This window comes from Sulfurimonas aquatica (genome assembly GCF_017357825.1).
GTDB classification, from domain to species: domain Bacteria; phylum Campylobacterota; class Campylobacteria; order Campylobacterales; family Sulfurimonadaceae; genus Sulfurimonas; species Sulfurimonas aquatica.
In genome coordinates this window covers 372,242-394,747 of sequence record NZ_CP046072.1, presented here as the reverse complement: position 1 = coordinate 394,747, position 22,506 = coordinate 372,242, and the positions used below count along the sequence as shown (strand labels likewise).

Here is a 22,506-nt window from a genome sequence, read left to right as displayed (position 1 = left end):
AAAGAGGGTATACACTTAGCTTCTTCTAAATAAAAGAAGCTAAGTTATATTATATTAATTATAGAGGTATATCTGTTGGATTAGCTGTTGTAGTCTCAACAATACCACCAAATATAAAACTATCCTGAGTAAAGTCAGAAGGATATTCTGTACCGTAATAAGGCACACCCATCATTCTCACACCATAGCTACTATTAGCATCTAATACACTTGTGTTAATGTCGACATATACAGAACTACTTCCGCTAGTGTGTGTCACACTACTTATCGCACCAGATACTTCAGTTGTAAATAAAGATGTATTTGCATCATAGTTATATACCTTAAAGTTTGATTCATTCACATCAGTTGAATAAGAATCAAAATTATACATTTGAAGTTGAACATTAGCATCAGTTCCATTGGTATAAACACTTGATATTGATGGAACATAAGATCGGTAAAGTTTATCAAATGTTTTCATTGCTGTTACAGTTTTATCTGAGCTATCAGTAGCAGAAACTGCTATAGTAGCATCTATACTTGAGTAACTTTGATTTTTTTGAATAGCATAATCTCCCTCAAAGTATGCATCATAACCACTATCTGTCTGATATGTTCCCGAGAAGAGGGATGTTACATCCTCCTGATTAATCATATATCCACTTGTTGCAGTGATTTTTGTTGCAGTAAAATAATTAGACCCAGCATAAGAACTGACATAACCCGATACACCCAAGTCTACATTTTGATCTTTCATCCCGTAATATTGATACAGATACATTGGTTGTGCTATCTCTATAACTTTTGTCATTACAGGTAAAGCAACCGGGCCACTTAGAGTCAATTTACTCACAGGAGAAGTAAGTTTAGAACCTGATTTTAATGTTAAAGTATACTCTTTAGTCACATCCATAGCTTCTGCCAATGTAAATACAAAACTACTTGAAGCATTCATATCTGCAAGCATTGATCCATCCGAGAGTTTTACATCTGTGATTGTTACACTAGCATTTGCATCATCCATTAATTCAAACGCCACATCTGAAGGAGTGCCATTTGTATCAAACGTCGCTATGTCTTTTAAATAGACAGGTTTATTTAATGCAATAACAATCATGTCATTTGCCACTGACTCAGACTCTGCACCTAAAACCGTCATAGGCGTTAAGTCTGGCACACTTTGGAATACTCCACTAATAGGTGAAGTTAAGACTTTAGCACCTACTGTAGCATTTTTCACATCATACGAGCTAATTCCAGCAGGAGATGAAACTTCATATTTCGTATAAGAGTAGTTTGATTGGCTTAGAGTCACTCCGAAGCTTCTTGAATACTCAGTAGATATGTTATTTTCATCTATATCAACATAAGGATAACCAGAAACATAGAAATCTAACACGGATAGGTTATCATCAGTATTAACAACTAAGCTATTCTTCATCTCTTCCACACTCAATGCCACATTTGACGATATACTCATTTGTATCACGCCATCCATTGAATTACCGTAAGCATTTACATATACAGTACCATATGGAGCCACACTATAAGTGTAAGACGAAGTGGTGTTTTGAGGACTCACAACATTTGTAAAGTCTTCTGATGTCGTATCTACAGCCAATGTGTAAGTAGTGTTATAATCTTCTGCAAAACTTCCACTTACATAAACATCTGTATAACATAAATAATGTGTTCCTATATAGTTTCCATTCGCATCGTAATAATAATATTCATAACTTGAACCATTATCACTAGCCGTTGCATTTATATCTACAACTGTTCCGTCACTTTCACTAACGCTAACCATTCCCGCATATGTTTCTGTATCTATTACAGGAGAGTTACTAGAGCACTCTGAAGAGTTTGTAGTCGTTAAATATGGAACTCTCATACTTACATTAACATTACTTTGTGCATCATTAGTATACATAGGTTCATCATAATAAGCACCGATAGGGGCATAAATACTATTAGAAATATATGCATTCCCTATAATTGAAAATGAACGTAAAGTATTCTCTACCACTGTCTCTTTTGGCTTGAGTGTAGAGAAGCTTAACATAGTGTATGGAAGAATCATCTCTGGTATAGCTTGAGGATCACTCAATTTTATCTCGTAGTTAGAGTCATCTTCTATAGTAAATGCAATCGTTAACATTGTAAAACCAGTCGGCAGGTCCCTCCAGATAAACTTCGGAGTAGGATGAGTTTCGTTTACACCTATAGCCTCGCCGTACTGAGTTATTCCCACTAATCCCTCAAGAGTTGCTTTTTGCTCACCATCCAACATTCCAAAGATACTAAATGTTATTTGATTATTTATCATTTCAGGGTCTACGATTTGAGCATTTTGAATACTTGAGAACACTATCGAACTTGTTGGTGTTTTAAATGTAGTCGTTTTATCAGGTATAGCCGTTCCATCAACTGCTTCAAAACCACTAAATGTCAACTCATACGATGTTGATGGTTTCAATGAAGCAGGCATCGCACCATACTCACTATCTGACATATAGAATGAACCCATAGTATCTACAGTATCACTATTTGTAATGTCAGTTAATGTGGCTGTTCCTTTATTCGTGTTCATCTTAACGTTAAAAGAGGCTGAGAACATTGAACTGTACATTTGATCACCATATGCAAGCATTCCAAGATCTAAGCCGTCTTGCATATCCGGACTTATGTCAGTAAAGATAGGAACAGGAGTTGAAAAAGTAGTAGTACTACTCATATCTTCACCATATACATTTGTAGCGTTTACCGTCATTGTATAGTTTTCTGCATATTTTAATACAGGTTTTAAATCTACATAAACATATGAACCATAATAGTAGTTATAATAAGCAGTGCTTCTTACATCAACTAAAGGGTCTTTTACATCAAATGTTTTACTTATACCTGTGTCACTATTTGTCAATGTAATAGAAACTGAGCCTAAATCAACGTCATTCGAATTAAAGTAAGTTGAGATAGTATCCCCTGGTTCAATTCCATAAGCTTGAATATTCGCTTTAGCAGCATAAAAAGAGACGTATGTCTTAACTCCATAATCTGTTGGATAAAAGAGTTCCGTAGTCGCTAAACCACTTAATGCAACCGTATAATTCACACCTGACTTATAATCACCTGATAAGATATAGCCATTTTTATTTTCACCTTCATGAATTAACACACTCACAGCTGAACCGTCATCACCACTTACAGTTATGTTTTCAGCACTTAGATTAGTGTCAGTTGCGAACTGTATACCCATAGATCTTTCTTGTTCATATGTATCACTCCATACTACCGCAGTGTTATTTAAAGTTAACGTAACGACTACATCTTCACTTAAACCTATATCTTTACTCAAAGTTAAAGTGTAATCGCCCGCAGGGAGTAAATCTTCTGAATGTACATTAACATAATTTGTGTATAGATCCATTGCATCTATTTTAACCGGATAAGTATCTTTTCCATCACTTAAAGTAATAGCTCCTGAGAGTTGCTCAACAGAAACAGATCTATTAAAGGAAAATTCATAGCCATCCCCATAATGCATACCTAATACCGTTCCCCATGTATTATCATATTGTTGAACATTTAAAGCATAAACGTTTACAGGATCAACTGTGTTTGCACCTGCTACAATGGATACTGTTTTATTTATATTTGTATAGCCCTCTGTAATTGCGTTAAGCCCAAAATTTAACGTATACTCTCCCACTGGAACATTTATAAGCTCATAACTACCATCAGGAGCTACAGTAGATATGTAAGATGTACCAGGTATGGAAACAAGACCCGCACCAACTGCAGTACCTTTTATTGAACCTGCTGCCGTAAGAGTGATGTTAACCACTGCTGCAGTTCCACGAGACATAGTCTTTCTCACCGCAGTAGCGATCGCATAACCACTATTGCTTGCAACTATTTGGTATTCACCCTCTGTCATGCCCGAAAGAGCATATGAACCCGTAGAGTCAGTAAGTGTTTTATACTCAGTACTATCATTAAGATTATAAGCTACAACACTATAAACACCTTGAGTCGCAGATGCTGTTGCGCGAGCTGCATCCACAGAGACTCTACCAGTTAAGTTTACGCTTTGCATTACTTCATGCTGCTCTATCGTAACTGTGGAAGTTGTAGCCTCATTACTCGTACATCCAGAAAGACCCATGCCACCAATCAATGCGATAGACGCGATGAGGGACACTGTTATTGATTTTGCCATTTTATTTCCTTTTTTATGATTTAAATTTTTCATCTTAAACTCCTTAATTAACAGTTACGACTTGAGTCGTCTGAATATAGTCTTGACCAGCATAGACAACTAGGTAATAATCACCAGCAGGGATATCAGTAAACTTATACCCTCCATCTGCATCACTTGTTAGCATTACATCATATATAGCACTATCAGCTTTGTTGTAAAGTCTAATTTGAGCACCCACTAATATATCTCCATTAGCACCTTCAATAACACCTTCGATAACATTACCTACAATCTCAGTACTTGCTGAGATAGAAATCTCTTTTGAGTATGTTATGCCATAGAGTGACGTTTGAGCTTTTAAAGTATATGTTCCTGCCACATCAGGTGATATTTTCCCTGATGATCCATCGCCTACTACACTTACAGTTGAACCAGCTGGTTTTGAAGAAATACTCCAAGTAGTCGCACTTGAGACTATAGTTGAATCGCTAAAAGAGCTGTTAAGTGTAACCTCTGTTCCAGTGATAACCGAAGTTTTAGAAGCGCTAAGGTTAAATGTCACACTCTCAACAGTAACCTCAATACTTTTTTGCACTGGAGTATGAGTACCATCTGTGACTTTAGCTGTAATGGTATATGTTCCTACTTCCGTAGCCGAGAAACTCGCCTTATCATTGTTAGACGTTAAAGTACCACCTGTGCTACTCCAAACTGTACTAATCAAATCTCCATCTGCATCACTTGCACTCACACTTAAGTTTGTATCTTCGCCTGGAAGTAAATTTACTGATGTAGCAACTAAACTATTTATAATCGGTGCTGCATTTTTAGCACTAACAGTAAGTTTGTCTTTAGTAAACTCTTCTACTGTTTGTGCATTGCTATCATCTGTAATTCTTAATGACACTGTATAAACGCCTACTGTGTTGGCTGTAAAACTAGAAATAGTACCAGTAGTCACCACCGTCCCATCAACTAACCATTCATACGATTTAACACTACCGTCTATATCATAAGCCGTAGCTTCAAAGTTCACCTTATCACCTTCTATCACACTTGTCGAATAAAAACGCTTAGTCTTAATAGTTGGTGGCTGATTTGGTCTTACCGTCACAACACGTGTTCTTCTTACTGTGTCTTTTCCAGCAGTCACATCTAATGTAACGGTTACATTTGTGTCTAAAGTAACTGTCGGTAAAGCAACTTTAGCATTAGATGTAGTCTCACCACTGAGAGTACCGCTTGTCGTACTCCATTTATATGTTAAAGTATCCCCTTCATTATCCACTGCAAATGCGTTTACATTGATGACAGAAGCACTTTTTGCCGTATATGGAACATAGAAAGCTTTTATAACTGGAGGGTTATTTTGCTTAATTTCAAAAGAAGTGTATCTAACCACTGTATTTGTTCCATCAGTTAGAGTAACTTTTACCGCATGTTTTCCAGCTTTCAAAGTGTTAAGTGGGTATGTTGCACTATTTGCACTTGCAGTACCTACTATCGTATCTCCGTCTATGTTACCAAAAGTATACTCTAATGTATCATTTTCTTCATCAGCTGCCACAACCGTTAATGTCACATCACTAATATTCTCATCATCTCCATTAGTATAGATTCCATTTGAATCTTTAACTATAATAGTAGGCTCCCATGTTAATGAACTAAAAGTCGGTTTTTGATTCGCCGCTATCACTAATGAAAATTTTGCAGTGTCATAAAGACCCGCTGTGTCACTAACTTGAAGATACCCAGTATAAGTACCTATTCCAACTGTTCCTAATGCAAAAGTTTTATCCGTAGATGTTTTTCCTGCAATACTCCAAGAATATGTTAATGCATCACCATTTGCATCGCTTGCATTTGCTTCTAAGCTAATAGTATCTGTAGTTTTAGCGTAAAATGCTTTACTTTTTGTCGGAACAGTATTCGCATAGATGTCTAAGATAACTGGTTTAATATTATTATCTGCTGTAAATGATTTTTTGGCCTCTCTCTGATTTACACCATCACTCACACTGACCTTTAACTTATATGAAGCATTAGCAATACTTTTACTTATAAGCACACTATTATCATTCTGAGTTAATTTGTCATTATGATTCTTACCATTTAAATCTAACAATTCAAATAGATACGTTAATGAGTCTCCATCATTGTCATAAGCAGATACGGTTACATTCATATCTGATGACTTATCATAGTCACTTACTACACCACTTACACTACTTATATATGGTACAGAATTTCTTTTTATATAACGACTTAAATATTTTGTCGTTTCTTTAACGCCATCACTAACAGTAACTAGTAAATAGATTGATCCAGCACTATTTGCTGTCACATTATAAACTCCACTATCGCTAGTATCTGAGATAGTAACTTCATGGTATCCACTATAGCGATTTTCAAGTGTATAAGTAAGTTCATCACCATCAATGTCGTAAGCATCAATTTGCACCAAGAACTCTTTTCCTGCAACTGGGTCCGATGGATCTAACACCACATCCTTAATCACAGGAGCGATATTAAAGTCAAATGTCAAATAACCAGCGTCCACTGTTGTACCTATAGTGCTTAAGTTAGCATCATAATCCTTATATTTACCATCAAGGTATGCTCTTACTACATAGTTTCTATTGTTTTCTTCCATTGTATAAGTTTTAATAGTAAAAGAACCATTTTCATCGCTTCTTACAGATCTCCAATCTCCTGTCCAATATACACGTGCATTTTCAATGCCCACACCTTTTGTATTTATTACTTTACCAGTGATATACGATGGTCTGTTATCTATTTGGAAATCAATACTCTGGTTCCCATCTATTGGATTGAGATATTTTTTCTCTGAAGACTTATATGATGAGTAATCATAAGCGTAAGCTGTTATATTGTCATCACCTTCATCAAATATAGTAGCTGCATAATAGCCTTCGCTATCCGCATAAACTGATCTTCTACCCAAATAAACATAAGCACCGCTAATCCCTATCTTATCATCTGTAGCGAAACGTTGAGTCACACGACCAGTAATTGTTACAGGCTTAATTGTCAACTCAATAGCATCTATATTATTAATACTATTTGCATCTAATGTTTTATCTACGTTAGCATAAAGATATTTTGCATACTCTCTATAGTAGTATGAAACGCGAATGTTAACTTCAGTATGATCAGCAACTTTTGTTTTTGGTAAATTAACACTATATGTCCCATCATCATTTACACTTGCAGATCTGCTATAGCTATAATCTGTTGCTCTTACATATACATACGCGCCTACGGCAGGAGAACTAACTCCATTTTCTTTAACGCTAACACTGCCTTTTAGCTCTGTTAACGATGTGTCTATAACTACTGTTGCAGTTTCATTAACATCTTTTTGTGCACTAAAAGAGTTGCCATCTAGGTAGTAGTAAGCCGTAACTGAAGTTCCCGAACCATATATAGTAAACTCAGCAGTTCCATTTTCATCAGTGTATTTTGAACTTCCGGCAGCACGTACTCGAGCTCTATTAAGTTTAGCACCTGTTTGGTCCTCTACAGTTATAGTTATAAGAGTGCCATCATCAACTGTGAATTCACCAACATCTTGACATTCATCTGTGACGGGACTCTCAGTCGTTGAAACTGTTTTATGAGAGCTAGTTGATCCATCAGAATACTCTATAAAAACATCTACTTGTGAGCTTCTTCTAGCATTTAACTTATCAAATGCCGTAGTCTCATCACTCAGGCGTTGAGATGTTTTTCTACCAGAATAATCTATACCTTGTGTTTTAATTAGTGTACCATAAGGAATACCATTTGCCCCCGGCACTATAGTTCCCTTTAAGCATGTATTTTGAATTGGATAATCTCCATTCCAGTAACTAAAGTGCCCAACAGTACCTACAATAAATAGAGTGTCTCCTTCATTAGCCAATTGATTTGCATCATTATCCTCTAATACTAATTCACCGTCTATAGGTTCGCCTGAAGAGTCTGTTTGTCTTATCCAAGTTGCTTCAGATTTACTATATGAGTACAAAGGTACAATAAGTGAACCATTATTATATGATTTTGCATACCTTTCAAACTGACTTGCAGGTACTTTCATTTTTAAAGTAGCTATTTTGTCATCATCACATGTCTGGGTAGCCTCATCAAAATTACCGCCACCAAAACAATCTATAGTGTCACCATTTGAAGTTCTCATCTCGACATTTGCCATAACAACAGACTCCAAACCTGTGTCTTCATCATTATCTGCCATCGTCGCACGAGATATGTCTCTATTGTCAGCAGCAGTTGGTTTGTAAGAAAAATCACCAATAGCCGCATCGTCTTCAAGGTTTGGATCAACTGTCGTCATATCCATAGTCACAAGTGTATTTCCATCTGCTTGTGGTAAACGAGCTATGCTTTGAGTTAAACGGTTAAACCCTTCTGTATCAAATGATAGTTGAACAGACTTGTTAAGTGTTTCAAATACAACTTCTGTATCAGTAGAGTATACTTTTGCACCCATTGAAGATCTAGCACTTACTCTATCGCTTCCACTTGTTAGGTTTTCTAATGTAAAAGTTTGACGAGAGTCAATCTGTTTTAGGACTAAAGCATTAGCATTTAAATCCAACATGGATTGTGTTACAACAAATTGCTGAGGAGCATAACCAGAAACTTCTAATGTAATGATATCCCCTACAAGAAGTCCATCTGATCCACTTGTTAGAACTCCATCAGTTGTAACTTTTGAAAATTCTATATTTATAACACCATTTTCATTTGTTGTATTGATACTATCTGAATAGTCCGCTGTTATATCTGCCGAACCACGTAGTACAACAAGTTTGTAATTATCTCCAAACTCACTTGTACTTGATGCAGTGCCTCTACTTAAATTATCTGAAACACTACTTGTGTTAATGGAAAATGAAGTAGAAGAATTTACTACCACCGGGTCCACAACTACTGCAGGTGGATTAGTAACTACTTCAGTTACTACTTCAGGACTAGAAGATCCACCACCTCCACCGCTTGTACATCCTAACATTATACTTAACAATGTTATGGATAAAAAATACATTAAAGTTTTCTTAAACAAAGCACCCTCCTTAAACTAGATGTAATACAATTGTATTATCATATTAATTAAGAATAGATTAAAAACAAAAGATCATACTGTTATGTTATTTAATATTATTTTCATCTTTAATCTAAATATTTATAAAATTAATTGAATTTTGAGTATAATTGCAACAATAATTAACCCTCTGCTCTTAAGGATACGATTTTGCTCGAAAATATGAATGAAAAGTGTGCCGTTGTCGGAATATTTGGTCATGAAGAAGCTTCTAAACTAGCTTATTTCTCTCTACATTCGCTTCAACACAGAGGCCAAGAAGCTGCAGGTATTAGCTCATCAGATGGCAAAAAACTCCATACTATAAAAGACCGTGGTCTTGTGATGAGAGTTTTTAATGAAGAAAAACTTGCAACTCTTAGTGGTTCAAGTGCTATTGGCCATACACGTTACTCAACGGCAGGAGACGATTCTATATTAGATGCACAGCCAGTTTTTGCAAGATATGATCTTGGTGAGATGGCAATAGTTCATAATGGTAACCTTACAAATGCAGAAGAAGTTCGTAATGGACTTATAAAAAAAGGTGCAATCTTCCAGACCTTTATGGATACTGAAAACCTTATTCACCTAATCGCAAAAAGTGCAAAAGATAAACTTACAGATAGAATTATAGATGCCGTAAAAAAAATAGAGGGCGCGTTTTCACTTGTATTTTTAAGCAGAAAGAAAATGTTTGCAATGAGAGACCGTTTTGGATTTCGTCCACTTAGTTTAGGTCGTCTTCCAAATGGTGGATATATTGTTGCATCAGAGACTTGTGCATTTGATTTAGTAAGTGCTACATTTATTCGTGATGTTGAGCCTGGAGAACTTCTTATTTTTGAAGATGGAAAAAAACCTAAAAGTATTAAAGTTTTTGAAGCTACTCCAAAACACTGTATATTTGAGTATGTATACTTTGCACGTCCAGATTCATTCGTATTTGGTCAGTCAGTTTATCAAACGCGAAAAAATATGGGACAAGAGTTAGCAAGGATAAAACCTGTAGAAGCAGATCTTATTATCCCAGTTCCCGATGGTGGCGTTCCAGCAGCTATTGGCTACTCTCAAGAGAGTGGCATAGCTTATGAAATGGGAATTATGAGAAATCACTATATAGGAAGAACATTTATCGAACCTACTCAAGAGATGCGCGACCTTAAAGTAAAAATGAAACTTTCGCCGATGACTGACATCATTAAAGGTAAACGAGTAATTGTAGTAGATGACTCAATAGTACGTGGCACAACTTCTAGAAGAATCATAAGAATGCTAAAAGAAGCAGGTGCAAGTGAAGTTCATATGAGAGTTTCATCTCCACCAACAACTGATCCATGTTTTTATGGTGTTGATACACCAAGTAAAGATAAACTTATAGCCGCAAATATGACTACTCAAGAAATTTGCGACTATATAGAAGCAGATTCACTTGCTTACCTTGATGAAGTCTCACTACTAAGAAGTGTAGATTCTGATTTGGATGAGGACAAGTACTGTACAGCTTGTTTTACAGGTAAATACATAATTTAATGGAACAGATATATACATATGGTGGATACCTAAAAAATAAGTTTGGTTGTAAAGTTTACAAAGTAGGTATCAATATATCTGGTTTCACATGTCCAAATATAGATGGAACGGTGGCTAAAGGTGGCTGTACTTTTTGTGAAAACGACTCCTTTAGTGCAAGTACCGATCAAGTTCAAGAACTAAAAGGCTTTCATCTCAACCTTAACTCTACAGAAAATCCATACCTAGAAAAACAGCTCAAACAGTTAGAGGTTCAGTTTAATGCTATCTCTAAACGCCAAGCTAAAGAGTATGGCGCAGAGAAATTTCTTGTCTATTTTCAATCTTTCACAAATACCTATGCTCCATTTGACACACTAAAAGCTCTCTATGAAAAAGCTCTCTCATTTGATAATGTTGTAGGCCTTAGCATCGGTACTCGATCAGATAGTATTACTGAGGAGACATTAGAGTATCTTGCAAAACTAAATGAAGATAAAGAGATATGGATAGAGTTTGGAATACAGTCAGTATATGATGAAACACTTTTAAAGATTAATCGTGGACATGATGCTGCGAATGTAAAAGAGTGGATTATAAAATCTAAAGATGCCGGGCTAAATGTATGTGGCCATCTTATCTTTGGCTTAGCAAATGAAACACAAGAGATGATGCTAGAAACTGCAAAACAAGCATATGAGTGGGGTATTGATTCAGTAAAGTACCACCCACTTTATGTAGTTAAACGCACAGCATTGGCAAATGAATACAATCGTGGAGAATTCACTCCAATTAGTGAACAAGAGTACCTTGACGTACTTATGAAATCCTTACTGATGAAACCTAAAAATGTAAACGTTCAGAGAATAACTGCTGGCTTAGATGATGATTCACTTCTTGCACCATCTTGGTGTCGAGACAAAAATATTCAAGTAAAAAACATAAACAGTGCATTAAAAAAGATAGGGCTTAAATACTAAACCCTATCAACAATTCACAATTTCTTCACAATAAAATCATATAAAAATCACATCAACTTAAATTAATAATTAGTTTGCTACATTAAGAAACATTTCAAAAAAATGTATAAATATTTTTATGTGATACTTCGATAATATAAAAACAAACATTATATAATTATCACATTACATACAAAGGGGTATAGATGAAGTATTCAAAGACTTTAGGTTCTATTGGACTTGCTGCGTTACTCGCTAGTGGTTTTAGCGGTTGTAGTGAAAACAAAGTACTAACGGGTTACTATATTGACTCGCCGGTTCAAGGTGTTGATTATTCAACGACAAGTGGGGGAGCGGGAGAAACTGGTCCAGATGGGTCATTCCAGTTTTCCGATGGCGACACTGTTAAGTTTAGCTTAGGCGACTTAGTTCTTAGAGAACAAAAAGGCCTCAAGGATGGACAGAAGCTCATTGAAAATGAAGATAAAGTTATCACTTTACTTCAGTCTATAGATGAAGATGGTGACCCAACTAATGGTATCACTGTAACTAAACCAATTAAAGAAAAAGTTGCAGAGTGGCTTGGTGGTGCTAAAACTATAGCACTAACAGCTGATAAGACAGCACTTGCAAATATTGCTGACCTTAAAACTAAACTTATAGATGCTGGGATTACACGCACTAAGACAGTAACAGTAGCCCAAGCACAAACACATGTACAAGAGACTATAGCAACTGTACTTGCTTCAGATACAACACAATCTTTAGGTTCTCAAGTTGTAGTAGGTAACACAATTAGCTACATCGACTACAAAAACCAAGTAAGAAAAGCTCCAATGTCAGCAGCTGCAGCTGAGTACCATACAGGTACAGGCTTTGGAAATACTCTTTTTGACTCAGCAGAAAACAAGTGTCAAAACTGTCACAACGAACTTTACGATACATGGAAAGGCTCTATGCATGGTAAATCTTGGGTGGATCCAATCTTCCAATCTAAGTTTCAAGATTTTCTACGTGTTCAAATCTCTAAAATTGGTACAACAAGTGATGTCTTATACCAAGAAGTCGATGTTGGTGTTGGTTCAAAGAGCATGTTCAAAAGTGTAGCTCAAACTTGTATTAAATGTCATGCTCCAGGTGCATACTATGCAGGTGACTTTAAAGTTACCATATCAGAAGTAGCGGCTTCAAGTAACTTAGATGCAACTGAATTAGCTGATTTAAAAACAACTCATGAATCAAACTTAGCAACGACAACTACTACATACGATGCAACTAAAGAAGCGGTAGTAATAGCTTCTAATGCAAGTGCACAAAAAATATATAAAGCAACATACCAAATTGGTCATAAAGCAAATATGGAAGGTATTAACTGTGCTTTTTGTCATAGTATAGAGACTCCTAGAATGATGAAAGAGGGAGACAAGTATAGACTTGTAAAAGATATGAGAGTTGGACCACATGGACCAGTGAAACATGACACGGCTACAGACTTAGAGTGGAATAAAGATGCAACTAATGCAGATATGAACAAATTCTTCCGCTTATGGGGACCTGAAAAACCAACTGACTATGCAAGCACAACAAAAAGTGCAACTGACACTACAGGAAGAGCTGCAGATGGTAGATACACTATGGCAAGTAAAAATATTCATGATGAGAACAATACTCACTTTACTGGTGGACCATTCTATGGACCATTTGGGCTCAGTGGTAAGTCAAATGAAAATGCTGATGATACTACAGACAGAAAAGCACTAGCAAATCCTCATTTTAATCAGGATAATAATCATTTTGGAAACAATGGTAAGTCACTATGTTTGTCATGTCACCAACGTTCTGCAGGAGCATTTGATGCAACAGCAGACCAAGGTACAGGTACTGTTAGAGGTGAATTTATGGAACTTTGTTCAACTCAAATAGCTGTCACGACAGGTATGGATACACCAACAGAAGATACAGATACTTCTCCAAAATGTCAAAAATGTCACATGGAGAGAATCGAAGGTAATCTTTTACATCAATGGGCTAGACCTGACTTAGACTTTGATGCAAAAGAGTTTGAAACTGCCGCAGGGTACATTCTTACACCAGAACTAGATTCAAAAGACACGACAATTGCAGCTGGAGAAAATCCTGAACGTGATGGTTGGTTTAATTCTCATGGATTCTTAGGTGCAAGTAAAACAGGTGGTGATAAAACTGCTGCTGTTGCAAAAATAAAAAGTGGTTTTGATGCAACTTTAAAAGAAGAAAGTAATGATGGTTCAACTCTTGTTCTAAAAACTACTTTCAGAAATGAAACAGGACATATGTTCCCAGGTGCACACCCTATGAGACGTGTACTTACACGTGTTATTGTAACTGATGCTAATGGTGATATCATTGCCCCTACATCTGTAACTGGAAAATCAACATTTACAAATATAGATAATACATTAGCAACATTAACTGGGAAAAATTTACATTCTAGTCAACCTACTACAGTAACTTTAGTAGAAAATGGAAGCGATGCATTAAACTTTACAGGGAAGGTAGCTGACTTAAGTGGTACAGTTACATCACAAAGATTTTATAGTGATAGCGGTGTAGGAAAAGTAGCTATTTCTGCTACTGATGCAACTGTTAAATCCCAAGTTGTTACAGACGGTAAAACTAGTGGCCTTGTTTTTAACTCTGCTATTGTCGATTCAAATGCAACTCAAAAGTTTACACGTATCTATGGACACGAAACTGGTAAAATGTATGATGTAGATGGAACAAGTACATTTGTTGTTCGTCCTGGATTTGATTCTAACAAAGTTCAAAGTGATACACGATTAAGTCCAAATGAGACTGAAACATATACTTTAACTTATGATATTAGTGGTAAAACAGGTGTATCTGCTACATATAAAGTATACTACATGCAAAAAGGTGCTAATGGTCAGTTCTTAGATGGCTCTTACACTTATACTGCTGCAGATGGTTCTGTCACAGAATATCCAAACTCTACTCCGGGTTGGTTAAATCAAGCATATAGTGATTTCAATAAGCACTTAGTAACTGAAGTTTTCTCTGACACAAAATAGAGAGACTCTTCTTCGTTCAAACTACCTCTAAGGTAGTTTGAATTTCTTCATAAATAAGCTTCATTCTTCATACTCTTTCATACTTATATCTTTACATACATTTATATCTCTATCAATATACTACATAACTATACCCAAGGGGAGCACAAATCAAAATCTTATATCCAAGCTCACTTAAAAAAAGGTAGAGCCCAATATAGCCATTAGCATGAGTTTAGAGTTCTTTGATTTATATGTATACACGAGATCTATAGTTACATAAATGATGAAGAGGAATAGAGATGTACACTGGAGTAGTTAAACCTAACAAACTCCAAGGGAAAAAGGAGTTGTTGTTCTTCTTTTCTTGGGATTCACTCCTTAGTAGTTAGTGACCCCAAACCTTACTAAACTGAGAAACACTTCTAAAATAAGGTGGAAATGGAAAATAGACTCTAAAAGACTTCGCTTCTCCTGGTTTAAGGTTTGTAGCAACTACAAACTCTTTTGTAATTGATTGTGGTTTAAAGTTTAAGTTGTATCCGCCGCCAAAAAAGTCCATAAAGCCACTAGACTTGTAAAAGTTTCCACCCTTTACATTTCCTGTAGCATGACCTTTATTTACCAGTTTTATCTCAAAAGTAACCTTACCTATATCATGATTACCTTCATTTCTAACGATTCCCGTATAGATAATCTTTTCAGTACTGAGAAGTCTTTTATTTTTCAGTTTGTGCAGTTTTACAACTTTGGTATACTTATCAACAACTAAGACAGAAAAAACAGCAAAGAAAATACTTATAAGTGTCACAGAAAAGAGCATTCCGAACTTTATCTTTGCACTCTCTTGTTTTAATGCACTCAGTACACCTCCAACAAAGATTATAAAAATTACTCCAAAAGATATGAAGTGCCAGTAGTTTAAAAGTGTCATTTACAATCCGCCTCTAGAGATATATTGTAGTCCCTTTTATATGTAAAGGGCTCGATTATCAGCTTAAACTCTTTCGTTTGAGCCATCATGATATCATCTACGACCATCGACATATTTTTAAAAGGCTTAAACTCATAAAGATAATTTCTATATTTATTAGATGTTACTTTATAAACACTAGCAGTAACTATACAGCTCTTAAAATCTCTAGCAGACTCATTTGTAATCGTGCCTTTTAGTACTACAGCTTCAGTAAAACTCAATCTTTTTTGACTTATAATCTCTGTAGAATTTTTAAAAAGTGCTTTGTGCATATAGTGGTAACCAAGTGTTGGTCCTGTTAGAAAACTGCTAAATCCTAGAAGTACAAAGAAAAAAGCTCTTCCAGCTTTATCTTTAAAAACTATTGCTAAGATTATAAAAAATGCGAAGAAGAAAAAAGTAGCACCATAGAGTATAAAATCATAAAAAATTAAATTATTTATAAATTCCGTGATTTTTGACTTCATTAGTCCTCTCTTGCATTTTTCTCAGCTATACCACTCATGTTAAATCTTCGTGCGAGTTCTTGTTTTATTCTATCCGGAGATATATTTTTTGCAGCAAGTGCTACAAGCATATGGTAAGTCAAATCTGCCGCTTCATAAACCATCTCTGATTCATCATTATCTTTATATGCAAAACAAAATTCACCAGACTCTTCTACCACTTTTTTAAGTATGGTATTCTCACCCTTTGCAAAAAGCTTTGCTGTCCATGATGATTCTGGATCTGCATTTTTACGTTCTTGTATAGTGTGATACAGTGTATCTATAACACCATACATAGCTTCAGAATTTACTTTTACCTCAGAGTTTGCTTCACCTGATTCTAGCTCTGTAAAAAAGCATGAACGACGGCCGGTATGACATGCCACACCCTCTTGTGTAACTTTTATAAGAAGTGTGTCGTTATCGCAGTCTATATTAAAGGAGTGAATGGTTTGAGTATGTCCACTTGACTCACCTTTTTTCCAAATGCGTTGCTTTGAACGTGAGAAGTAGTGTGCGATTTTTGTAGTTAAAGAGAGTTCTAACGCTTCTTTATCCATAAACGCCATCATCAGAACTTCGTTGTTTGTTACGTCTTGAACAACAACTGGAAGAAGATCTATCTTCTCCCAATCTACTCTATTTATTATCTCTTGCATATCAGATTAGTTTGCTGTCGTTCTTTTTTTAACGTCTTTAGTATCAACCCAAATATTTGGAGTTGAACCACCAGGTGTTAAGAAAATCTTAGCATCTTTATTTTCACGAAGAGCGTCATTAAACATACCTTGAACTCTCAACTGCTCAAGCTCTAGAAGATTAGGTGTTAAAGATTTAGCAATCAAGATGTTTGCTTTTGCTTTTGCATCAGCTTCGATTGTAACCGCGTCAGCCACACCTTGTGCTTCGATTCTTGCTTTTTGAGCCATACCTTCTGCTTCAGCTGCGCGCTTTAATGCTTCTTGTTTTACACGCTGAACATCTTGTTCTGCTTTTTGAACTTCTTGTTTTGCTATTTGAACACGCTCGATTTGATCTTTTACTTTTTGAGGTAAAAGAATGTCACGAAGCTGCACTGACTGTAAAACTGCAGGAGCATTTTGAAGGCCATTTACACTCTTTCTTATTCCTGCTTCTATCTCAGCACCTAGCTCATTTCTCATCTGCGTTAATGCCTCTGCATCATATTTACCAATCACATTACGAACTACGTCGCGAACAACCGGATTGATGATTTTATCTTCCCAAGAAAATCCCCAGTTTGAAATAGTCTGTGCCGCAAACTGAGAGTTAAGGCGATACTGAACGGTAAGCTCAATAGAAACTGGCAGTGAACGCTTATCAAGAACTGTAACGGCTGGTTTTGTAAGTATTCCTGATGCTCCCGTATTTGACTCCATTTTTGATGCATAGTTTATGATACGTACTTTTGTATCTACAACATATACTTTTTGGATGATTGGCACTATAAAGTGAAGACCTGGAAGAAGAGCTTGGTCTTGGTACTTACCATTTGTACTTAAGATACCACGTTGACCCTCTTCGATGATTGTAAATGGTTTTGCTAAAACAAGTAAAATAATCATCGCTATAACAAAGTATGCAATACCAGCTTTACCACCACCTAAATTAAAATCAATATTTGGCATTTGAGGACCTTTTGGACCACCACCTGAGCCACCGCCAGACTTGTTAGATCCACCGCTACCCTCGCTCTTTTTTTTGTTAAAATAATCATTCATATCTGATGCCATAAGTATATTCTCCTCTGTTTTCATATTAATATTTCCTTGAAATTTATTAGTCTATATATGTTAAATAGTGCTCATACTTAGCATTTCTACCAAATACAATGTCAAAATAAGTACTTTGAAGTTTCTCAGTCATCTCGCCACGAGAACCATTACCTATCTCTCTTGCGTCTATTATGCGTACCGGTGTAATCTCTGCTGCCGTTCCTGTTAAAAAGGCTTCATCAGCTACATAAAGTTCTTCTCTAGAGATACGACGGCGTTCAACTTTTATGCCCATATCTTGTGCTATTTCAATAACTGTCTTTTGTGTTATAGAAACAAGTGCGTTATCACTTGGCGGCGATACTAAAATGCCATTAACAACCATGAAAAAGCTAGCCCCAGATGCTTCTGCAACGTAACCTTGGTCATCTAAAAGCAGTGCTTCATCATACCCACAATCAATAGCTTCGTATTTAGCCATTTGAGAATTTAGATAGTTTGCAGTCGCTTTTGCTTTACCCATGTTTGAAGTATTTGATGGACGAGTCATAGAAGCTATCTTAAGCTTTATACCTTTTTTAAGGCCATCCTCTCCAAGGTAAGCGCCCCATTCCCATGCAGACATTACAGTCTCAACGGGAGCATCTTTATGATAAACTCCCATAACACCATAACCTAAAAATGCAAAGGGACGAAGATAGACATTATCACCTACAAATTCATTCTTTTTTATAAGGTCTATCTGAGCTTGATTCATCTCTTCAACTGAATAAGGAATATTTATCAAAGTCATTTTAGCAGACTCTTTAAGTCTTGTCGTATGCTCATTTAAACGAAATATCGCATAACCTTTCGCAGTTTTATAAGCTTTTGTTCCTTCTATTACACCATTTCCGTAATGTATTGTGTGTGAAAGTACATGTACCTTAGCATCATCCCAAGCTACAAACTTTCCATTCATCCAGATATATTTGGCAGCGTCCATAAATTCTCCATACTTTTTTATAATTGATGCTATTTTATCTTAAATGCTATTCATATAGTATTAACTCTAAGTATTTTTCTATATAATTCCATCTAATAAACATTATATAGGAATAATATTTGCCACAATATGCTGATTACAAAGATATAGACCAAGAAGAGTTACAACGCGATATAGAAGATATGAAAAAGTCTATTGGCGCAACGACTGAAGATGACTTTTTACATCTTTTAAAAATGCAAAGATGGGGAAGATTTTCTACGTTTTTAGGATTTTTCACTATCATACTTGCTATATATTTAGACTATGCAACTACCGATTTTTCTCCATTTGCATTTTGGTTCATAGGAATCCTTGGGGCTATTTTTATCTCAACTGGGAACCTAGCAAGATGGGCAAACGTAACGCATCCTATTTTGCATGGCGCATATGACAAAGTTCCCAACGTTCCTAAAAACTATACTAAAGATGGTTTTGCCAAAGGAAGTCGTAGATGGATAGACTGGCTTGACTGGATAAAACCAGACGCTTGGGCCTTTGAGCATAACATCATGCACCACTATCATTTAGGAGAGTTGGACGATCCTGATAACGTAGAAAAAAACCTCGAATGGCTTCATAAGATAAATATGCCTATGTTTTTTAAATATGCGATAGTTTATACCTTTGCTTCATTTTGGAAAGTAGCGTATTACGCTCCAAATACGCTGAGAATTTTAGATAACAAAGAACGCAAAGCCGTAAACGACCCAAGATCTCAGGGTTATGAACTGACTCCCTTTACAAAAAATGGTCGTGAGTTATGGAGACACTACTTTTTACCTTATGGAGTTTTTCAGTTTATACTTCTTCCCGCTCTATTTTTCCCATTTGGAATGGGTGCCGTTTTAAACGTTTTGATCCTTCTTTTAGTCGCTGAGCTCCTAGCAAACCTTCACTCATTTTTAGTCATAGTGCCCAACCATTCAGCAGAAGACATTTACCAGTTCTCAACGCCACATAAAACTCAGGGCGAGTACTATCTAAGACAGATTATGGGAAGCGTTAATTATAATACTGGAACGGACTTTATTGACTTTATGCATGGATTTTTAAACTACCAAATAGAGCATCATCTTTTTCCAAATATGCCTCTTAGTTTTTACCAAAAGATGCAACCTATGGTAAAAGAAATATGCAAAAAACATAACCTAGAGTATCGTCAAGACTCTGTATTTAAAAGAATTTTAATGACTGTTGATTTGATGGTTGGAAAAACAAAACTACTTCGCATAGATGGCGTTTAAGAAAACAAAGGAGATATTCAATGGATTTAAAAGCGGCACTTGCTAGTGACAACATAGAACTTCCTGAGAACTTCTTTTTTAATATTCAAAAATATAAAGAGCATCTTTTTAAGTGGAATAAAATCCATAATCTTACAGGTGCCAAAGATGTAAATACCGTAGATGAGTTTATCTATGATGCCGTATTTCCCGTTAGCTTTTTGCCTAAGGTCAACTCTCTTATGGATATAGGAACAGGCGCTGGTTTTCCAGGTATGATATTGGCGTTTGCTCTTCCAGATACTCATGTAACGCTTGTTGAGCCACTCACGAAGCGCGCTAGTTTTTTACAGTTTATAAAAGCCGACTTAGGTCTTTCTAACGTAACGGTTGTTAAAAAACGAGTAGAGCAGATGGAACCAAAAATATTTGACCTTGTAACGTCTCGTGCCGTAACAGATACAAAGATGCTTTTAAAGCTAAGTGAAAACTTCAGAGATAAGCATTCAAAACTTCTCTTTTATAAGGGTGAAAAAGTCTTTGATGAAGTTCAAGAGATACAAAACCATAAAATTATAGAGACTAAAAATAGACACTACTTACTTCTAGGAGAAGATATATGATACTCAAAGTTTTACTCGTTATGGCAGTTATTGCAATTGTATATTTTATGTTTATCAAAAAGAAACCCATAACAGATACAAAGAAAAAGAACAAAGATAAAGAGACCCTCAAAACAAACGACATGATAGAGTGTGCAGAGTGTGGCGTTTACACAGAGGTTAGTGAGTGTATGCTTAGCAATGGTAAATACTACTGCTCAAAAGAGTGCTTAAGCGAGGTAAATTAAAATGTTACTATTTGGACATAGATTTATAAAGAGTGAGAGTTTTTACCATATTATAGATATAGACGCCATAAAAAAAACGCCACCCTCTTCTACTATCTTTTTAGAATTTAGCGAGGATAACCTTGACATTATCGAGTATCTAAACGAAAATGCAATCGACTTTGCGCTTTGTGTCAAAGATATCAATGAGCTTATTTATGCGTCTGCATTAAATGCCAAGTACATACTTACAAAAAAGAAACTAATTAAAACGGCACAAGCTATCGCTGAAAACTATCTTTTTGACGCAAAAATATTGATAATGATAGACGATGAAGAGGATATAGAAGAGATGGCGCGTCTTGGGATAGACGGCGTTATATTTTCAGACGCCATTATAAAAATCAACTCTTAAATAAATAAGACTCAAACAATCTGGCGTTTAATATACGCCTTAAGAGACGTGAGTACTTCATAACTAATAGTTCCTACAACTTCCGCCACTTTACTTGCGTCATTAAAGAGTAATAGTTCTTCTTCATTAGATAAAAAAGAGCTGTTATCCATAGAGACTCTTCCCGCTATTTTTACGCCTTCTGGTGTTTCATAAACATTTGAGTTAGCTCTAAAAAAACCATCCCCATACCCTATGTCGTAGTTACTCACTAGACATTCATCACACACTTCAAGTGTTGCACCATAACCAATGTATTCACCTTTTTTAACAACTTGAGAAGAGATCTTTTGAGCATAAAGTGAAAGAACTGGTTTAAACTCTTCTAAACTTATCTCCCGTGGCAATTCCATACATCCATAAGCCGCTATGCCCACTCTTGCCATATCTTCACTGAAATCACTCTCTCGAAAAAGCGCCGCTGAGTTACATGAATGAAAACGCAGACCCTTCGGCGAACTCTTTTTTACTTCAAGAAAATTACTTTTTTGTAACTCATAGACTCCGTTGAGTTCATCTGCACAGCCATGATGAGTAAAAATCGCTTCAAGTTTTAAGCCCTGCTCTTGTATAAGCTCTATTACACTTTGAACCTCATCCATGGAGATGCCATTTCTATTCATTCCAGTATTTACTTTTAACTCAACCAACGTATCTTTTGGGAATTTTTTAATGGCGCTAATATCGTTAATCGTATAGCGTACTTTAGGACTTTTTTCTTGGGGGATATCCGCTAAAACTAAAACATACTCAAAAAACTCTTCTACTTTTTTTGCTTCGTTATTTGAGCGCACAACGGCTTTTGTAACGCCATACTCTTTTGCCAAAGATGCCATCTCACATATTCCATGACCATAAGCATTATCTTTTAAGACAAGGGCGATTTTATCTACCGACTTTGTCTGCTTGGCTATTTTATCAAGGTTATAAAAAAAGTTTTCTCTACTAAGCGTGATGTATGACAT

General features: G+C 35.9%; 15 protein-coding genes. 7 read left to right on the top strand and 8 right to left on the bottom strand.

Annotated features, from left to right (window positions below; genetic code table 11):
- Positions 1-58 precede the first annotated feature (58 nt).
- Positions 59-4,234, bottom strand: coding sequence for a carboxypeptidase-like regulatory domain-containing protein (locus GJV85_RS01885; protein WP_207562187.1), 4,176 nt, complete (start codon positions 4,232-4,234; stop codon positions 59-61).
- A 10-nt stretch (positions 4,235-4,244) separates the two neighbouring features.
- Positions 4,245-9,269, bottom strand: coding sequence for a carboxypeptidase-like regulatory domain-containing protein (locus tag GJV85_RS01880; RefSeq protein ID WP_207562186.1), 5,025 nt, complete (start codon positions 9,267-9,269; stop codon positions 4,245-4,247).
- Between the two features lie 189 nt (positions 9,270-9,458).
- Between GJV85_RS01880 and purF the strand changes: the two genes are divergently transcribed.
- The 3 genes from purF (at position 9,459) to GJV85_RS01865 (ending at position 14,829) form a co-directional block, all read left to right on the top strand.
- Complete coding sequence (gene purF, locus GJV85_RS01875) at positions 9,459-10,820, top strand: amidophosphoribosyltransferase (protein ID WP_207562185.1); 1,362 nt, start codon at positions 9,459-9,461, stop codon at positions 10,818-10,820.
- The gene (gene mnmL, locus GJV85_RS01870) at positions 10,820-11,779 is read left to right on the top strand and encodes a tRNA modification radical SAM protein MnmL/YtqA (protein WP_207562184.1); all 960 of its coding nucleotides are present in this window, start codon (positions 10,820-10,822) and stop codon (positions 11,777-11,779) included. Before purF ends, mnmL begins: the two co-directional genes overlap by 1 nt.
- A gap of 185 nt (positions 11,780-11,964) precedes the next feature.
- On the top strand, positions 11,965-14,829 hold the full coding sequence (locus tag GJV85_RS01865) for a multiheme c-type cytochrome (protein WP_207562183.1): 2,865 nt from the start codon (positions 11,965-11,967) through the stop codon (positions 14,827-14,829).
- A gap of 367 nt (positions 14,830-15,196) precedes the next feature.
- On the opposite strand, the gene GJV85_RS01860 is transcribed toward GJV85_RS01865, so the two are convergent.
- Genes GJV85_RS01860 through GJV85_RS01840 form a run of 5 tightly spaced genes read right to left on the bottom strand, consistent with a single transcriptional unit; the run spans position 15,197 to position 18,993 of the window.
- Entirely contained in the window at positions 15,197-15,742 is a 546-nt protein-coding gene (locus tag GJV85_RS01860) for a DUF2393 family protein (RefSeq protein WP_207562182.1), read from the bottom strand.
- A complete protein-coding gene (locus GJV85_RS01855) occupies positions 15,739-16,251 on the bottom strand; it encodes a DUF2393 domain-containing protein (RefSeq protein ID WP_207562181.1) in 513 nt (170 codons plus the stop codon). The genes GJV85_RS01860 and GJV85_RS01855 overlap by 4 nt, the downstream gene beginning before the upstream one ends.
- A complete protein-coding gene (hisIE, locus tag GJV85_RS01850; protein WP_207562180.1) occupies positions 16,251-16,931 on the bottom strand; it encodes a bifunctional phosphoribosyl-AMP cyclohydrolase/phosphoribosyl-ATP diphosphatase HisIE in 681 nt (226 codons plus the stop codon). The genes GJV85_RS01855 and hisIE overlap by 1 nt, the downstream gene beginning before the upstream one ends.
- A 6-nt stretch (positions 16,932-16,937) precedes the next feature.
- Positions 16,938-18,026, bottom strand: coding sequence for a prohibitin family protein (locus GJV85_RS01845; protein ID WP_207563110.1), 1,089 nt, complete (start codon positions 18,024-18,026; stop codon positions 16,938-16,940).
- 46 nt (positions 18,027-18,072) lie between these two features.
- Complete coding sequence (locus GJV85_RS01840; RefSeq protein ID WP_207562179.1) at positions 18,073-18,993, bottom strand: branched-chain amino acid transaminase; 921 nt, start codon at positions 18,991-18,993, stop codon at positions 18,073-18,075.
- 119 nt (positions 18,994-19,112) lie between these two features.
- Here GJV85_RS01840 and GJV85_RS01835 point away from each other — a divergent pair, with 119 nt between their 5' ends.
- The 4 genes from GJV85_RS01835 to GJV85_RS01820 are packed head-to-tail and all read left to right on the top strand — an operon-like array spanning position 19,113 to position 21,502.
- Positions 19,113-20,279, top strand: coding sequence for a fatty acid desaturase family protein (locus GJV85_RS01835; protein WP_242689814.1), 1,167 nt, complete (start codon positions 19,113-19,115; stop codon positions 20,277-20,279).
- A 20-nt stretch (positions 20,280-20,299) separates the two neighbouring features.
- Entirely contained in the window at positions 20,300-20,881 is a 582-nt protein-coding gene (gene rsmG / locus GJV85_RS01830; RefSeq protein WP_207562178.1) for a 16S rRNA (guanine(527)-N(7))-methyltransferase RsmG, read from the top strand.
- Positions 20,878-21,108 carry a PP0621 family protein gene (locus GJV85_RS01825; protein ID WP_207562177.1) on the top strand — a complete coding sequence of 77 codons (231 nt, stop codon included), beginning with the start codon at positions 20,878-20,880 and terminating at the stop codon, positions 21,106-21,108. The genes rsmG and GJV85_RS01825 overlap by 4 nt, the downstream gene beginning before the upstream one ends.
- Position 21,109: 1 nt before the next feature.
- Positions 21,110-21,502, top strand: a complete 393-nt coding sequence (locus GJV85_RS01820; protein WP_207562176.1) for a PI-PLC domain-containing protein — start codon at positions 21,110-21,112, stop codon at positions 21,500-21,502.
- A gap of 11 nt (positions 21,503-21,513) precedes the next feature.
- On the opposite strand, the gene GJV85_RS01815 is transcribed toward GJV85_RS01820, so the two are convergent.
- Entirely contained in the window at positions 21,514-22,506 is a 993-nt protein-coding gene (locus GJV85_RS01815) for an alanine racemase (RefSeq protein ID WP_207562175.1), read from the bottom strand.

Bases quoted from the DNA above. Each gene is read 5' to 3' on its own strand.
- GJV85_RS01825 (WP_207562177.1), top strand. From the start codon at position 20,878: ATGATACTCAAAGTTTTACTCGTTATGGCAGTTATTGCAATTGTATAT.
- GJV85_RS01820 (WP_207562176.1), top strand. From the start codon at position 21,110: ATGTTACTATTTGGACATAGATTTATAAAGAGTGAGAGTTTTTACCAT.
- rsmG (WP_207562178.1), top strand. From the start codon at position 20,300: ATGGATTTAAAAGCGGCACTTGCTAGTGACAACATAGAACTTCCTGAG.
- mnmL (WP_207562184.1), top strand. From the start codon at position 10,820: ATGGAACAGATATATACATATGGTGGATACCTAAAAAATAAGTTTGGT.
- GJV85_RS01865 (WP_207562183.1), top strand. From the start codon at position 11,965: ATGAAGTATTCAAAGACTTTAGGTTCTATTGGACTTGCTGCGTTACTC.
- GJV85_RS01855 (WP_207562181.1), bottom strand. From the start codon at position 16,251: ATGAAGTCAAAAATCACGGAATTTATAAATAATTTAATTTTTTATGAT.
- GJV85_RS01885 (WP_207562187.1), bottom strand. From the start codon at position 4,234: ATGAAAAATTTAAATCATAAAAAAGGAAATAAAATGGCAAAATCAATA.
- GJV85_RS01815 (WP_207562175.1), bottom strand. From the start codon at position 22,506: ATGTCATACATCACGCTTAGTAGAGAAAACTTTTTTTATAACCTTGAT.
- GJV85_RS01840 (WP_207562179.1), bottom strand. From the start codon at position 18,993: ATGGACGCTGCCAAATATATCTGGATGAATGGAAAGTTTGTAGCTTGG.
- GJV85_RS01860 (WP_207562182.1), bottom strand. From the start codon at position 15,742: ATGACACTTTTAAACTACTGGCACTTCATATCTTTTGGAGTAATTTTT.
- hisIE (WP_207562180.1), bottom strand. From the start codon at position 16,931: ATGCAAGAGATAATAAATAGAGTAGATTGGGAGAAGATAGATCTTCTT.
- GJV85_RS01845 (WP_207563110.1), bottom strand. From the start codon at position 18,026: ATGGCATCAGATATGAATGATTATTTTAACAAAAAAAAGAGCGAGGGT.